The organism is Segatella cerevisiae, from assembly GCF_024054555.1.
GTDB lineage: Bacteria > Bacteroidota > Bacteroidia > Bacteroidales > Bacteroidaceae > Prevotella > Prevotella cerevisiae.
In genome coordinates, this window is sequence record NZ_JAMXLY010000025.1 from 14,529 (window position 1) to 29,510 (window position 14,982).

Sequence of the window (14,982 nt, forward strand, 5' to 3'; positions counted from 1 at the left end):
GTGTGAAATATAAAAAGAGTTCTATTGACTTTCGGCAGTTCTTTATAAAGAGTCTTTCTTCGCGAATAATTCTGCTATTTCCATATCGAAAGGTGTGGTGAGTTTAATATTTTCCCTGTTGCCGTCAATGAGCGTTATTTTCTCTCCGTAAGCTTCTACCACAGAAGCATCATCTGTGAAGTCCTGATTATAGGGTTGTCTGTAAGCCTTTTTCAGTAGAGAGATATTGAAACACTGTGGCGTCTGCACCAACCGATAGTCGCTCCGAGGCACATTCCTGTGTTCGGGGAGGTATCTTAATGTTTCTACGACCGGCATTACCGGGATGACAGCTTTTGCCGATCGGGCAGTTTCGTAACATTGGGTGATGACTTTAACTGAAGGGAAAGGGCGGACGCCATCATGGATGCCTACGATTCCTTCAGCTTGGTCAGGTATGGCCTGCAGTCCATTGTAGATCGAATGGAAACGTGTCTTTCCGCCACAAACGATCTGACAAGGGACGTCGAACTCATACGTCTTGCAGAGATTCTTCCAATAATCGATTTGGCTTTTAGGGAGTACGAGAATGAGACTCAACTTGTCCGAGTATGCCCTGAATCGATTGATGGTGCGCATCAGGACAGGTATCCCGCCAATAGGGAGAAATTGTTTAGGTACTGCAGACCCCATTCTTGTCCCTTTTCCCCCTGCTGTAATGATGACGTAATCCTGAGTCATAAAACCGATCTTGTCTCTTAGAATTTGACGCCTTTTGCTGCTTCTTCTATCAAATGGGCATACTGCATCTTTACCTGCAAGTCCTTGACAGCTTTCTCACCGACAAAATAACTGAGGATGCGATAAGCGTAAGGCAGGGTGGCTGCGGGACCTTCTCCTGTAATTATGGTACCGGCTTCCTGGTAAAGGGCAGCGGTATATTCGGCACCGGTCATATATTTCTGGAATCCCGGAGAGCAAGTGGCTTTCTTGCCTTTTAGGAGTCCTAGACTGCCCAATACCATCGGTGCAGCGCAGATAGCGCCTATTCTCTTACCGGAACGATATTGAGCCATCAGAGCATCCCGTACGCCCTGATGGGCATTGAGGTTAGTTGCTCCGGGCATTCCTCCCGGCATCATCAACATATCGGCATCTCCGAAATCAGCATCTTCGAATTTCAAATCAGCTTTTATCGTCACCCCGTGAGAAGTCTGAACCCATTCAGAACCGGTTACGCTTACAGTCTTGATCTCTACACCACCTCTGCGGAGGATATCGACAGGGGCAAGGCCTTCGATTTCTTCAAAGCCATTAGCAAGGAATTCATATACTTTTGCCATAATCTCTATATTATCTATATTGTTAAGAATACTTTTCAAAAAAATTCGCTACATTTGCAAATATAATAATAAAGATTGAAACGGCAAAATAATATATGTCCGAAGAAAAGTTGAAATTCGTCGTTTTTGGAAATGATTACCGGAAGGAGGATATTGCTCCTTGTATTCAGCGTATTGAGCAATATCTTGCCCAAAGACATGCTTTGGTTCAAGTCGACCCGGGGGATTTGGAAGAGGCCGATTATGCTATTTCCATAGGCGGCGATGGGACATTCCTCAGGACAGCCAAAAAGGTGGGGGAACTACAGATCCCTATCATTGGCGTGAATATGGGGCGTTTGGGTTTCTTGGCAGATGTCCTCCCGTCGGAGATCGAAGAGGCTTTGGACGATATTTATGCCGGCAATTATTTTTTGGAAAACCATACGGTGATTCGTGTGGAGACGGATGGTGAGCATCTGGTAGGTTACCCCTGTGCCTTGAATGAGGTGGCTGTTTCCAAACGGGATACGGCATCGATGATCAGTATCCGGACTTATATCAATGATGAGTTTCTTGTCAACTATCAGGCTGATGGATTGATCGTCACTACTCCTACGGGGAGTACGGCTTACAGTTTGTCCAATGGTGGTCCTATCATCATCCCTCAAAGCCGGAGCCTGTGTCTTACTCCGGTAGCCCCTCACAGTCTGAATATGCGTCCGATCGTCATCACGGATACCAGTGTGATTAAACTGGAGGTCGAGTCCCGCTCTCATAATTTCCTTGTCGCTATGGATGGGAGGTCTGAGAAACTTGTCGGGGGAACACAATTGACGATTCGAAAAGCACCGTATTCTATCCATGTCGTCAAATTGATGAATAGAAGATATTTCTCTACATTACGCGAAAAACTAATGTGGGGATTGGATGAAAGACAAAGGAAATAATCTAATAGATGGAGTCCTTAAATGCTCTGTACAACATGAAAGATACTCTGAATAAATCTATGATCAAATAGTGATGCGTGCAGGTCGGGGAGATGCAGTTGATTCTGTATCCCCTGGAAAAGTATGCAGGGAAGTGACATGGCAGGATTAAAATCATTTCTTAGATTGCCAGAAAGCGAGTATGGTACTCGTACAATTCTGAGATGGCTCTGGAAAGCTTGGAAGGGTAACCGGTTGCAAGCTGTCTTGAATGCTGCCGTCGGATTGCTTGAGGTGATCGTCAGCCTCGTTCAGGTCACGGCTGTCAAATATGCTATAGATGTTGCTTCCGGAGCGATACGGGGGAGCATCCTTTGGGCTGTCATCTGGATGGCATTCCTCGTGATCCTTGATTTCGCCTTAGATATTGCACATATATGGATCAGCAATGTTTTGGGAATCAGAGCTCAGAACAAAATGCAACAGCAGTTTGTCGACCGGTTGATCCGTACGGAATGGAGAGGAAAAGAAAAGCGGCATTCGGGCGATGTGCTCAACAGACTGGAGTTTGATGTCAATACGGTGGTCATCTTTCTCACAGAGACCATTCCTTCTGTTCTCAGTGTGTTGGTGATGTTCCTGGCTGCTTTCACCTATCTCTTTACCATGGATCATGTACTTGCCCTGATCATCGTAGCAGTCTTTCCGCTTTTCTTTCTCGCCAGTAAAATTTATGTCCGGCGGATGAGGCGTCTGAATCGTCAGGTGCGCCATTTCGACAGTAAAGTCCAAAGTGTTTTACAGGAAACGATCCAGCATCGTGCACTGATCAAAACACTCGAAACGGGCAGTGTCATGGTAGGACGTCTGGGATATGTTCAGCATCATCTCCGGCAAAAAGTCATCAAACGGACAAAATTCAGGGTGTTCAGTAATCTGGTCGTAAACCTGGGATTTACTTTCGGCTATCTGCTGGCCTTCTTCTGGGCTGCAGTCCGCATGTCCCGGCATACACTGACTTTTGGAGGGATGACGGCATTCCTGCAATTGGTGAACCGCATTCAAGGTCCTGTTCGGGATATGGCAAAACTAGTTCCGGCTTATGTCAATGTCTATACTGCAGCAGAAAGGTTGATGGAATTGGAGAAAGATGTCTTGGAGGAGCAAGGAGATCCTGTCAGTTTAAACCCTTCTTGTGGCATTCGTTTGAAAGATGTTTCATTTGAATATGATACTGCTGACGGGTATGTTATCAAAAATCTTTCTTTTGATTTTCCTCCCGGGTCTTCCACGGCAATCTTGGGAGAGACAGGTGCAGGCAAGACGACCTTGATCCGCCTTTTGCTGGCCTTCCTGCATCCACAGAAAGGACATCTCGAAATTTACAATGACCACGTATCAGAAAAGTTGTCGCCTTTGCACCGGTGTAATTTCTCTTATGTCCCTCAGGGCAATACCTTGATGAGCGGCACTATTCGTGACAATCTGCGTTTGGGTAAAATAAATGCGACGGATGAGGAGATGGGAGAAGCACTGAAGGAAAGTTGTGCGGAATTTGTGTTTGATCTTCCTAAAGGGTTGGGGACAATGTGCAGTGAGCAAGGGGGAGGACTCAGCGAAGGGCAGGCTCAGCGCATCAGTATTGCCCGTTGTCTTCTCCGCAATCGTCATATCATGATTTTTGATGAAGCGACGAGCGCACTTGATCCGGATACGGAGCGCCGTCTCCTAGGAAATTTACTGTCCAAGCATCAGCATACGATTCTGTTTATTACCCATCGCCAGACTGTGGTCAAATATTGTGATCAGACCTTGACTATCAGGAAAGTGAGGGATGTATCCTAAACTCAAACTTGTCATAAAAGCTTGTTGTGGAAGGGAAAATAACCTTGTCAGTCCTATTTTAAAATGCCGATGCAAACGATTGCGCAAGCTTTATGTAATTAAGGGAGTTAGATTAACGGAAGAATGATTGTTTTTAATTATCTTTGAAGTTGTAACTAGAATAACATGAAAGAGCAAAAATCAATTACTATGAAAGATATTGCACGCAATTTAGGCGTGTCGATAGCAACGGTCTCTAGGGCTTTACAAGATAGCCCCCGGATTAGCGGTTGGCAAAGAGCTCGCATTCAAGTTTATGCAAAAGAACATAATTTCTATCCAAATATTATTGGAGCAGCCCTCCGACATAGTAGGGATATGCCAATGAAAGTCATAGGAGTTATTCTTCCACAGTTCGTTCATTATTATTTCTCTTCTGTACTTACAGGGATAGAGGAAGAAGCAAGAATTCGGGGTTATCATATTATGGTAGCATTAAGCGATGAACATTATGATCGAGAAGTTGAAGTTTGTGAATCATTTTATAAAAATAAGGTATGTGGCATTATTGTTTCACAAGCTAAAGATACTAAAAAATATGATCATTTTCGGAAACTTATGAACCATGGTGTGCCGTTGGTATTTTACGACCGTATCTGTACAGGTGTAAATTGTTCTAGAGTTGTCGTCGATGATTATAGAGGAGCCTATATGGCGGTATCCCATTTGATTGAAACGGGGTGTAAACGTATTGCTTTTTATGGGTCTTCCATGAATTTGGAGATTTCAAAAAACCGCTATAATGGCTATAAGGATGCTTTATTAAAGCACGGACTACTTATAAAAGAGAAGTATGTCCGTTTATGTGATAATCGTTCTGCAGCTGAGGAAATTACACCAGAACTTTTATCCATGGAGGATCATCCGGATGCTTTCTTTGCAGTGAATGATGATACAGCTATAGGAGCTTTATATACGGCCAAACGAATGGGATTTAAAGTGCCTGATGATATTAGTATCTGTGGATTTACTAATGGATATCGCGCTGAAGCGTGTGACCCGATGCTGACTACTGTGGAACAGCGGGGAAGGACAGTGGGAGTGGAAGCCGCGAATATATTAATTGGGTTAGTAGAAGGAACTATACCTATGGACAAGATAGAAAAAAAGATTGTTCCGACACGTCTTATAATAAGGGGTTCTACTCGCTAAAAAATCTAGGAAAGATAAAAATAGTTTTTAGAATATGTAAAAGTAGATAATAGAATGAAAGAAAGACCTGACTTGAACTTTTTTAAGCTTTGGAATCTAAGTTTTGGATTCTTTGGTGTGCAAATAGCATATGCATTGCAAAGTGCAAACATTTCCCGTATCTTTTCTACCCTTGGAGCTGATCCTCATAATTTAAGTTATTTTTGGATACTTCCTCCGCTGATGGGAATTCTTGTTCAACCTATTGTGGGGACATGTTCCGATAGAACTTGGTGTAGGTTAGGTAGAAGAATACCTTATTTAATTGTGGGGTCTGCTTTGGCTGTATTGGTAATGTGCCTGTTGCCTAATGCAGGCTCTTTCGGGATGTCTGTAAATGAGGCGATGGTATTTGGATTAATTTCTTTGATGTTTCTTGATACAAGTATTAATATGGCTATGCAACCTTTTAAAATGTTGGTTGGCGATATGGTGAATGAGAAACAGAAAGGATTAGCTTATTCTATTCAGAGTTTTCTCTGTAACGCTGGGTCTTTGGTCGGATATGTATTTCCATTTTTATTTACGATTTTAGGTATTGCTAATACAGCTGTTCCCGGGGTTATACCTGACTCGGTAGTTTATAGTTTCTATATTGGCTCGGCTATTTTGGTTTTATGCGTCATTTATACCTTGCTTCATGTAAAAGAAATGCCACCAGATGAATATGCAAAATACCATGAGCTTAAGAAGACAAATATTGTAAATCGGACAAATTGGTTTAAACTGTTGAGGCTTGCACCTTCTACTTTTTGGAAGGTTGGGTTAGTGCAATTTTTCTGTTGGTTTGCTTTTATGTACATGTGGACTTATACAAATGGTACTATAGCTTCCAATTGCTGGTCCGTTGATATGTCGTTACCGTCTACAACTAGTTCTCAGGGGTATCAAGAAGCAGGAAACTGGGTCGGTGTACTATTTGCTATACAGGCGATTGGAAGTGTACTTTGGGCAATTGTACTTTCACGTGTTAAAAATAAGAAAAGTTCTTATAGGTTGAGTCTCTTTTTAGGGAGTGTTGGCTTTATAATGACGGCCTTCATTCATGACCAATATTTGCTTTTCCTTCCTTTTCTTCTTATTGGATTTGCATGGGCTGCAATGTTAGCAATGCCTTTTACTTTTGTGACTAATGCTTTGGAAGGCTATGGTCATATGGGAGCTTACTTGGGACTTTTTAATGGTACTATTTGTATTCCTCAAATTATAGCAGCAAGTCTTGGGGGAATATTGCTTTCTTTAATGGGTTCAGTGCAGGGAAATATGATGATTTTGGCTGGAGTTGTATTGCTGATAGGTGCTCTGTTTGTATCATTAATTAAAGATAAAGAGAATGAATAAATAGAGATTATGCAAACGTTTGCAATTCGCATTGGATATTTATATGAAACTTTTATGAAATTCTTACTGATTTTTATTAATTTAGCACAGAGATTATCAAGCATACATCTATGGAATTTAAATTTAATATAGCGTATAGAACTCAGTTTGGGGAAAGAGTTGTCCTTTACCTGACTAAGAGTAAAACCATCAAGCCTTTGCGTTATGAGATGCATACATCTGATGGGAAAGAATGGAAGTGCCGGGTTTCCATGGGAAAGACGCCTCGGGTGTTGAGGTATTTTTATCAGGTGGAAAAGGAACAGACGGTCTTGAGATGTGAATGGACATTGATTAGGCATCTCCTTGAAATTACAGCGGAAAAAGCTGATTCCTATATCTTGTATGACAAATGGGAAGATATGCCCGAAGACTCTTATCTGTATAGTTCTGCTTTCACAGATTGTGTTAATAATCGGAGAGTGGGGAGGATAGTGCCTTCTCTTTTCCTACAAACCGTTCGTTTAAAAGTCAGAGCACCACAACTGGTTGAGGGTGAACGGTTAGCGGTTGTTGGTCAGGGAAAGGCCTTGAAAGACTGGAATGTGACTCAGGCTATTGCGATGGTTGAGCAGGATTATAATGAGTGGATTGTAGATTTAGATGCTTCTGATTTCCCGAACCATCGGGCAGAGTTTAAATTTGTCGTTCTCAATAAGGATAAAACTCTTCGGCCTTTATGGGAAACCGGATATAACAGGATATTGCAGTTTCCGCAAATGGAAGACGGAACAACAATCGTATATGAATTGGGGCAATCCTTTTTGGAGCGTTGTAACCGCAGACTGGCAGGGACATTGGTGCCGGTCTTTTCATTAAGGAGTAAGAAAAGTTTCGGTGTCGGGGATTTTGGTGATTTGAAACGTATGATCGATTGGATCTCGATGGTCGGACAGCGAGTCCTTCAGATATTGCCGGTGAATGATACGACAACAACACACACGTGGACGGATTCCTATCCCTATAGTTGTATCAGTATTTTTGCTCTGCACCCTCAATATGCTGATTTCAATGCTTTACCGATTTTAAAGGATACAGATCGTATGGATTATTATCGTCATTTACAGGTTGAATTGAATAGCCTTCCTCAGATTGATTATGAGCGGGTCAATGCTGCAAAGTGCGGGTACCTTCATGAATTGTACGGTCAAGAAGGTAGGCAGATCTTAAAGAGTGCCGATTTTAAGAAGTTCTTCAAAGAAACGGAACGATGGCTGGTTCCCTATGCTCATTATTGCGTATTAAGGGATGAATATCACACTGCGGATTTTTCTAAATGGCACGGTCATACAACTTGGAATGAAAAGGAATGGGAAAGAGTGTCAGATTGTGGTTCTGAATGTCGTGACCAACTTTCTTTTTGGTTCTTCGTACAGTATATCCTTGACAGTCAGATGAAAGATGTACATCGCTATGCCCGTAGCAAAGGCGTGATTCTGAAAGGGGATATTCCAATTGGTGTCAATCGTCAAGGCTGTGATGTGTGGATGGAACCTGAGTATTTTAATCTCAACGGACAAGCGGGCGCTCCTCCGGATGCTTTTTCAGTCAATGGGCAGAATTGGGGCTTCCCGACCTATAATTGGGGCGTAATGTTAAAAGATCATTGTAGGTGGTGGGTTCATCGTTTCCAGAATATGGCAAAATACTTTGACGCCTATCGCATCGATCATATTTTAGGCTTTTTCCGTATTTGGGAGATTCCAATAAATGCTGTGCAAGGCATTCTCGGCCAATTCTCTCCTGCCTTAGGTCTGTCGATAGATGAGATTCGGGGCTATGGACTCAATTTCCAAGAAAGGCGTTTTACAGAACCGTTTATTACAGACTGGGTACTTGACAGGGTGTTCCATGACAGAATAGGCGAGGTGCGTGAAAAATATTTAGAGAAAATAGATGCCGAGTGCTATTGTATGCGCCCTGAGTATGACACACAGAGAAAGATAAAAGAAACTTTCGGAGCGTCTGTGAGCGAGTCGGACAAACAAGTAAGGGATGGGCTTTACACTCTGATTAGTGATGTCCTTTTCGTTCGTGACTATAAGGATTGTCATAAATTCCATCCTAGGATTTCCGCCCAATTCAATTTTATTTATGAGAGTTTGTCTGATTGTGATAAAGCGGCTTTCAATAGACTCTATGACGACTATTTCTATCGTCGGAATAATACTTTTTGGCAGGAACAGGCCATGAAGAAATTGCCTCGGTTGATCCAATCAACCCGGATGTTAGTTTGTGCCGAAGATTTGGGAATGGTGCCGGCTTGTGTGCCTGAGGTTATCAATCGTCTGAAGATCCTCAGCCTTGAAATTCAGAGCATGCCAAAGGAGTCAAATATGCGTTTTAGTCATTTGGAACGGAATCCCTATCGTTCTGTCAGTACAATATCCAGTCATGATATGCCTACTTTGAGACAGTGGTGGGACGAGGACTTGTCTCGCACACAGGATTATTATCATTCAGTATTGGGACATCAGGGGGCAGCCCCTCATCCGCTACCGGGTTGGCTGGCAAAGGAAATTATTTCCTGTCATTTGTATTCACCGTCTATGCTTTGTGTTTTGAGTATTCAGGATTGGCTGTCTTTAGATGAGAGCCTTCGTTTGTCTGATGAAAATGGCGAGCGCATCAACATTCCCTCAGATCCGCATCATTATTGGCGTTATCGGATGCATTTGAATATTGAGGATTTGATATCGAATCAAAAATTCTCTACTATGGTTTCAGAGTTGATTCGTCAGTCGGGAAGAGGATAGTGAAGAACTCATATCAGTGATTACTTAACGTTTTGAACGTGTGTATTTAATAATGCATAAATATGAAGCTTAATCATTCTATATTTGTGTTTGTGCTTGCATGCTGTTTCTCTTATGGTTTACATGCACAATCTATTAGAGAAATAGTTTATACTTCTCATAAAACTTCCTTTAGCCTTTTCGCTCCTAATGAGGTAAAGGGCGTGTTGGTTAGAATTTACAATACTGGAATAGGTGGAGAACCTAAGAGAATCTTGCATTTAAAGAGAACAAAAAATTGTAGATGGACTGGATCAATAAATGGAGATTTGAAAGGATTATTTTACACTTTCGATGCGGGTTTTGGAGAGACACCTGGGATTTTTGCTCAAGCTGTAGGAATAAATGGTAAGCGTGGGGCTATAATCAATATGAAATCAACAGATCCGATTCATTGGAATAGAGACAAAAAACCTGATCTCCATACTCCTGCTGATCTGGTCATTTATGAATTGCATTTTCGTGATTTCTCCATTGATTCTTCTTCCGGCTTTGCCAATAAAGGAAAATTTCTAGCTTTGACGGACCGGAAGGCTATTAATTACTTGCATTCTCTAGGTGTGAATGCAATACACATTCTGCCTTCTTTTGATTTCGCTTCTATAGACGAAATGAAACTTGATTCTCCTCAGTATAATTGGGGATATGATCCTCTGAACTATAATGTTCCAGAAGGATCGTATTCTACGAATCCGTATGATCCTTCTGTACGTATTCGGGAATTTAAAGAAATGGTACAGGCTTTACATCGAGCAGGTATTAGGGTCATTTTAGATGTAGTCTTCAATCACACTTATCAGATAAAAGGCAGTAATTTTCAATTAACATATCCTGATTATTTCTATCGGAAGACAAGAGAGGGGAAATATTCTAATGGCTCTGGTTGTGGTAATGAGACTGCTTCTGAGAAGCCAATGATGAGAAAGTTTATGATTGAAAGCATAAAATATTGGATAAGAGAATATCATATCGATGGCTTTCGTTTTGACTTAATGGGAGTTCATGATATTCAGACAATAAATGATATTCGATCGGAAGTGGATAAAATAGATCCTTCAATATTTATTTACGGTGAAGGGTGGAGTGCTGGTCATTGTGCTTATCCTGAAAATCAGTTGGCATTAAAAGGTAATCTTATGAAGATGCCTGGCGTTGCCGCTTTTTCTGATGATATGCGCGATGCTCTTCTTGGTCCCGTTTCAGACGTGCATAAAGGTGCTTTCTTGGCTGGTATTCCAGGAGAAGAAGAAAGTTTGAAGTTTGGCATAGTAGGGGCTATTTCTCATCCCCAAGTAGATATGATTAGGGTAAATTATGATAAGAAGGCTTGGACTATTCAACCAACTCAGCAAATTACTTATGTGAGTTGCCATGACGATTTATGTTTAGTTGATCGACTGAAAAAAGAAATTCCAAATATAAGCATTGATGAATTGATCCGTCTCGATGAGCTTGCACAAACTGCTGTATTTACTTCTCAAGGAATTCCTTTTTTGTTTTCTGGTGAAGAAATGCTGAGGAGTAAAAAAGGAGTCCAAAACAGTTTTGATTCTCCGGACAGCATAAATCATTTGGATTGGACTAATTTGAAACGTTATCCTCAAGTCTACGGATATTATAGCAATTTAATAAAATTGCGCAAAGATCATCCTGCTTTTCGGCTGGGTAAGGCAGAGCTTGTAAGGAAGCATTTAGCCTTTTTGCCTTCTCAAAGTGCATTGGTCGCATTTGTATTGAGAAATCATGCAGGAAAAGACCCATGGAAAAATATATTCGTCGTCTTGAACGGTAGTAAGGATACACGGTCAATCATTATTCCTCCGGGAAGGTATACGATCGTTTGCGAAAAAGGACAAATTAATGAGGAAGGACTTCGAACGATCAACTCAAGTCAGATATTTGTATATCCCCAGTCTGCTCTAATTTTTCATGACTAAAATTTAAAATTGGATGGAATGACAAATATAAGAAATTAGATAATGGTATTTGGAATGATGAATAATATTAATCGGATCTCAGATGATTCTTGATATTATATAATCATGGAAACTCCTAAAAAAAGATTCGAAAAATGAAAAAAAAATTATTATTTTTGTTTTGGTGTTTATTGGTCATAGGACAAATAAAAGCTATGAAGATAGATCGTATTGAACCCACAAATTGGTTTGTAGGGATGAAGAATCCCTCTTTACAGTTAATGGTTTATGGTAAAGACATTAGAAATTCAACTTTTTCTATGAACTATCCAGGTGTGGAAGTTGATTCTGTGGTACGTTTAGATTCACCAGATTATTTATTTGTATATTTAAATATAAAGGGAGCTAAAGCTGGTCGTATGATCTTGAGTTTTACACAAGGTAAGGTTAAAAAGGATGTGAGTTATGAATTAAAAGATCGTGTAATGCCGGGTAATTGTCGTTTAGGCTTTACCAATGCTGATGTTTTATATATGCTCATGCCTGATCGCTTTGCTCAGGGGCCTCATCATAAAAATCATATTAAAGGGTTGAATTCTTATCGGGAAGATCGTTCTGTACCAAGCCTTCGACATGGTGGTGATCTGGAAGGAATCATGAACCATTTCGATTATTTTAAGCAGTTGGGGATTACAGCTCTTTGGCTCACTCCTGTTTTGGAGAATAATTCTCCTGATCATGACGGGACCAGTACCTATCATGGCTATGCAACAACAGATTATTATCATATAGACCCGAGGTTTGGTACAAATGAAGAATATCAGCAATTTGTTCGAACTGCTCATGCAAAGGGATTGAAAGTCATAATGGATATGATATTCAATCATTGTGGTTTTGAGCATCCATGGGTGAAAGATATGCCTTCTAAAGATTGGTTTAATTCTCCTGAATGGCTTATCGGTGAGGATGCAAAGAGTAAATATCGACAGACCTCTTATAAATTGGCCCCTGTGCTCGATCCCTATGCTTCTCAGATAGATAAGAGAGAGACCGTAAACGGATGGTTTGTCCCTACTATGCCTGATTTAAACCAGCGTAATCCCCATGTCATGAAATATCTTATTCAGAATAGTGAGTGGTGGATAGAAACTGTTGGCATAGATGGTATTCGTATGGATACTTACCCTTATGCTGACCGAAAAGCAATGGCGGGTTGGATGAAAACACTTATTCAAGAATATCCGCATTTTAACGTGGTTGGTGAAACTTGGGTTACTGAACCTGCTTATACTGCTGCATGGCAGAAAGATTCTAAAATCTCCAAACTGAACAGTTATCTTCCAACTGTTATGGATTTTAGTCTTTATGATAAAATTAATAAGGCTAAAACTGAGGAAACTGATAATGGCGAAAAAGGCTTAAATCGTGTATATAATAGTCTGTGCTATGATTATCTTTATGCTAATCCTTCTTCTGTAATGGCTTTTATAGAAAATCATGATACAAATCGGTTTTTAGAAAATGGAAATGATACATCGAGTTTGAAACAAGCATTGGCATTACTTTTAACAATTAACCGAATCCCTCAACTTTATTATGGTACAGAAGTTCTTATGAATGGCACAAAAGAAGTCACTGATGGTAATGTTCGTAAAGATTTTCCTGGTGGTTTTCCTGGTGATAAGTATAATTGTTTTACTTACCAAGGACGTTCAAAAATTCAAAACAATATATTTGATTGGTTGAGTAAACTTTTACATTGGCGGCAAAATAATGCTTTGATCACGCAAGGTAGACAAATACAATTTTGTCCGTATGGAGGAGTATATGTTATTGCTCGACAATATAAAGGTAAGGCTTTAATGACAATTTTGAATGGGACTTCTAAACCCACTACAATGGATGTGAAACGTTATGCAGAGATAATTGGTGACCACATTTCTGGAACTGATGTAATAACAGGAGGAACTGTAAAACTAGATAGAAATTTAGAATTGAAGCCACGTCAAACTTTGATCATAGAGCTATAAGTCTTGAGATATTTGTTGATTTGATTTCGTTCTAAAAGATTTGACTTATCCTGCTATGGTTAGATATTTATAAATAATGCTGTCTAGTAACCTTTTTGTTAGTTGAAAATTTAGTTTGAACTCATCGTATGAAATTCTGCCATTGCTGTTACTTTTGTTTTTACAGGACTGTATGTGTATAGTAAACTGATAAAATTGTAGAATAAGTCAGAAATCCAGGAAATTTGCCACTGGACAACCAGTGGCAAGTCCTATGTGAGAAGCTGACGGTTGGACACATCTACACATCTTATTATCATTATACTTATTGGCGTATAGGAACACCTTAATTTTCTGTGAGAATTTAGCATGAAAGTGGAAGTTAGAAAATCGAATCATTTGGACATTAGGTATTCATTCCACTGCAAGTATGTTTGACGAAACCTATAGGCACTGCTCCCAGAAGCTCTTTGCCGTGTTTCATGTCATCTTCTGGAGCATTTTTGGACATTTTAGCAGATAGACGGATAAATCACGAAGGAAAGGAACTGGAGATGCTGCTATGTATAATGGGCTCAACGATGTTCACATTGTTCGACAATATCCTCAAAGGTGTTGATCGCCTTCCCAAGAGCAACAGGAAGCATAACAGTAAAGTATCTTATCGGGGGACCCTTATGGTCCGTCCAGCTCATGTCCGTTGCTGAGTACGACCATTATCTGCTCAATGGAGTGCTTCTTCCCCCAATGCGACTTTGATCATGGCCCGATCTTACATTTATTATGCCCAGTACAGAGGACTGACGGAAAGGAGTTTGTGTTATGTGGTTTAAATGGCAAAGGGCTTCAGGGACACTGAGTTAATTGTTTTTACCTATATCAGCCCTAAAGGCAAAATAGCACATACCGACAAGCACATTGTCTTTGAGAAAGAGATCTAGGCTAAGCTAGGGTTTGGCGATGGAGTAATAAAAAGGCAAAATCCTGTCGTATTGCTAACTAACAATTTTGAACATGAGGTGCTGATATTGATGAGGTATATAGGTAGAGATGGGATATAGAGGCGCTTTACAAGCGGTTCAAACAGAACTTCCTATTACACTTTTTCTATGAGGATAGTGTCACCACAATACAGATAGAGATATGGGTGATGTTTGCGGCACATTTACTTTGTAACATCATAAGCAGAAAGGTCAGACAGTGACTTTCTCATAAATCGTTATTATGCTCATCCTTACATAGATGTATTACATTGACTTTACCTCATTTATGGCAATACTGATAGTGATGAATCTGTGATCATGGAAGAATGGGAAAAAGCTCCGCAGAGTTAGAGCCTTATTGAATTGCGGGGGAGTTAACTTTTATAAAAAAACAGAGGAAAAGCCCAGTTACGGGTTTCCCTCTGCTGATTTTGGCTTTTTTAGAATTTAGTGGATAGCAAATATTATAAAGAATGCTATGAAAACCTGCCGGCAGAATCTTGGGATAGGCTGCTATAAGTTGTGGATGATGTTCTTTATCCTCTTCAGGAAAAGGATGCTGGGCCAGGACTGATTTTTTCTCCTGTTACTTAC

General features: G+C 40.4%; 10 protein-coding genes. 8 read left to right on the forward strand and 2 right to left on the reverse strand.

Annotation, left to right across the window (positions count from 1 at the left end):
- Positions 1-42 precede the first annotated feature (42 nt).
- Both NG821_RS07600 and NG821_RS07605 read right to left on the reverse strand, forming a co-directional pair.
- Positions 43-720 (reverse strand): 2-C-methyl-D-erythritol 4-phosphate cytidylyltransferase, encoded by a 678-nt coding sequence (locus NG821_RS07600; protein WP_252761062.1) that lies wholly within the window; start codon positions 718-720, stop codon positions 43-45.
- A gap of 17 nt (positions 721-737) precedes the next feature.
- A complete protein-coding gene (locus tag NG821_RS07605; RefSeq protein ID WP_252761063.1) occupies positions 738-1,322 on the reverse strand; it encodes a DJ-1 family glyoxalase III in 585 nt (194 codons plus the stop codon).
- A gap of 95 nt (positions 1,323-1,417) precedes the next feature.
- On the opposite strand from NG821_RS07605, the gene NG821_RS07610 reads away from it, so the two are divergent.
- From NG821_RS07610 to NG821_RS12605, 8 genes are all read left to right on the forward strand, one after another.
- Complete coding sequence (locus NG821_RS07610) at positions 1,418-2,251, forward strand: NAD kinase (protein ID WP_252761064.1); 834 nt, start codon at positions 1,418-1,420, stop codon at positions 2,249-2,251.
- Between the two features lie 138 nt (positions 2,252-2,389).
- Positions 2,390-4,075 carry an ABC transporter ATP-binding protein gene (locus NG821_RS07615; RefSeq protein ID WP_252761065.1) on the forward strand — a complete coding sequence of 562 codons (1,686 nt, stop codon included), beginning with the start codon at positions 2,390-2,392 and terminating at the stop codon, positions 4,073-4,075.
- A 165-nt stretch (positions 4,076-4,240) separates the two neighbouring features.
- Complete coding sequence (locus NG821_RS07620; protein ID WP_252761066.1) at positions 4,241-5,266, forward strand: LacI family DNA-binding transcriptional regulator; 1,026 nt, start codon at positions 4,241-4,243, stop codon at positions 5,264-5,266.
- Between the two features lie 54 nt (positions 5,267-5,320).
- A complete protein-coding gene (locus tag NG821_RS07625; RefSeq protein WP_252761067.1) occupies positions 5,321-6,646 on the forward strand; it encodes an SLC45 family MFS transporter in 1,326 nt (441 codons plus the stop codon).
- A 110-nt stretch (positions 6,647-6,756) separates the two neighbouring features.
- Positions 6,757-9,441 (forward strand): 4-alpha-glucanotransferase, encoded by a 2,685-nt coding sequence (locus NG821_RS07630; RefSeq protein WP_252761068.1) that lies wholly within the window; start codon positions 6,757-6,759, stop codon positions 9,439-9,441.
- A 62-nt stretch (positions 9,442-9,503) separates the two neighbouring features.
- Positions 9,504-11,417 (forward strand): type I pullulanase, encoded by a 1,914-nt coding sequence (gene pulA, locus NG821_RS07635; RefSeq protein WP_252761069.1) that lies wholly within the window; start codon positions 9,504-9,506, stop codon positions 11,415-11,417.
- Positions 11,418-11,551: 134 nt separating this feature from the next.
- Positions 11,552-13,426 carry a glycoside hydrolase family 13 protein gene (locus tag NG821_RS07640; protein ID WP_252761070.1) on the forward strand — a complete coding sequence of 625 codons (1,875 nt, stop codon included), beginning with the start codon at positions 11,552-11,554 and terminating at the stop codon, positions 13,424-13,426.
- 560 nt (positions 13,427-13,986) lie between these two features.
- Positions 13,987-14,112 carry a hypothetical protein gene (locus NG821_RS12605; protein ID WP_262921873.1) on the forward strand — a complete coding sequence of 42 codons (126 nt, stop codon included), beginning with the start codon at positions 13,987-13,989 and terminating at the stop codon, positions 14,110-14,112.
- The last annotated feature ends 870 nt before the right edge of the window (positions 14,113-14,982 follow it).

Excerpts from the sequence above, each read along its gene's own strand:
- NG821_RS12605 (WP_262921873.1), top strand. The coding sequence starts at position 13,987 with ATGTTCACATTGTTCGACAATATCCTCAAAGGTGTTGATCGCCTTCCC.
- NG821_RS07600 (WP_252761062.1), bottom strand. The coding sequence starts at position 720 with ATGACTCAGGATTACGTCATCATTACAGCAGGGGGAAAAGGGACAAGA.
- NG821_RS07605 (WP_252761063.1), bottom strand. The coding sequence starts at position 1,322 with ATGGCAAAAGTATATGAATTCCTTGCTAATGGCTTTGAAGAAATCGAA.
- NG821_RS07640 (WP_252761070.1), top strand. The coding sequence starts at position 11,552 with ATGAAAAAAAAATTATTATTTTTGTTTTGGTGTTTATTGGTCATAGGA.
- NG821_RS07625 (WP_252761067.1), top strand. The coding sequence starts at position 5,321 with ATGAAAGAAAGACCTGACTTGAACTTTTTTAAGCTTTGGAATCTAAGT.
- NG821_RS07610 (WP_252761064.1), top strand. The coding sequence starts at position 1,418 with ATGTCCGAAGAAAAGTTGAAATTCGTCGTTTTTGGAAATGATTACCGG.
- NG821_RS07630 (WP_252761068.1), top strand. The coding sequence starts at position 6,757 with ATGGAATTTAAATTTAATATAGCGTATAGAACTCAGTTTGGGGAAAGA.
- NG821_RS07615 (WP_252761065.1), top strand. The coding sequence starts at position 2,390 with ATGGCAGGATTAAAATCATTTCTTAGATTGCCAGAAAGCGAGTATGGT.
- pulA (WP_252761069.1), top strand. The coding sequence starts at position 9,504 with ATGAAGCTTAATCATTCTATATTTGTGTTTGTGCTTGCATGCTGTTTC.
- NG821_RS07620 (WP_252761066.1), top strand. The coding sequence starts at position 4,241 with ATGAAAGAGCAAAAATCAATTACTATGAAAGATATTGCACGCAATTTA.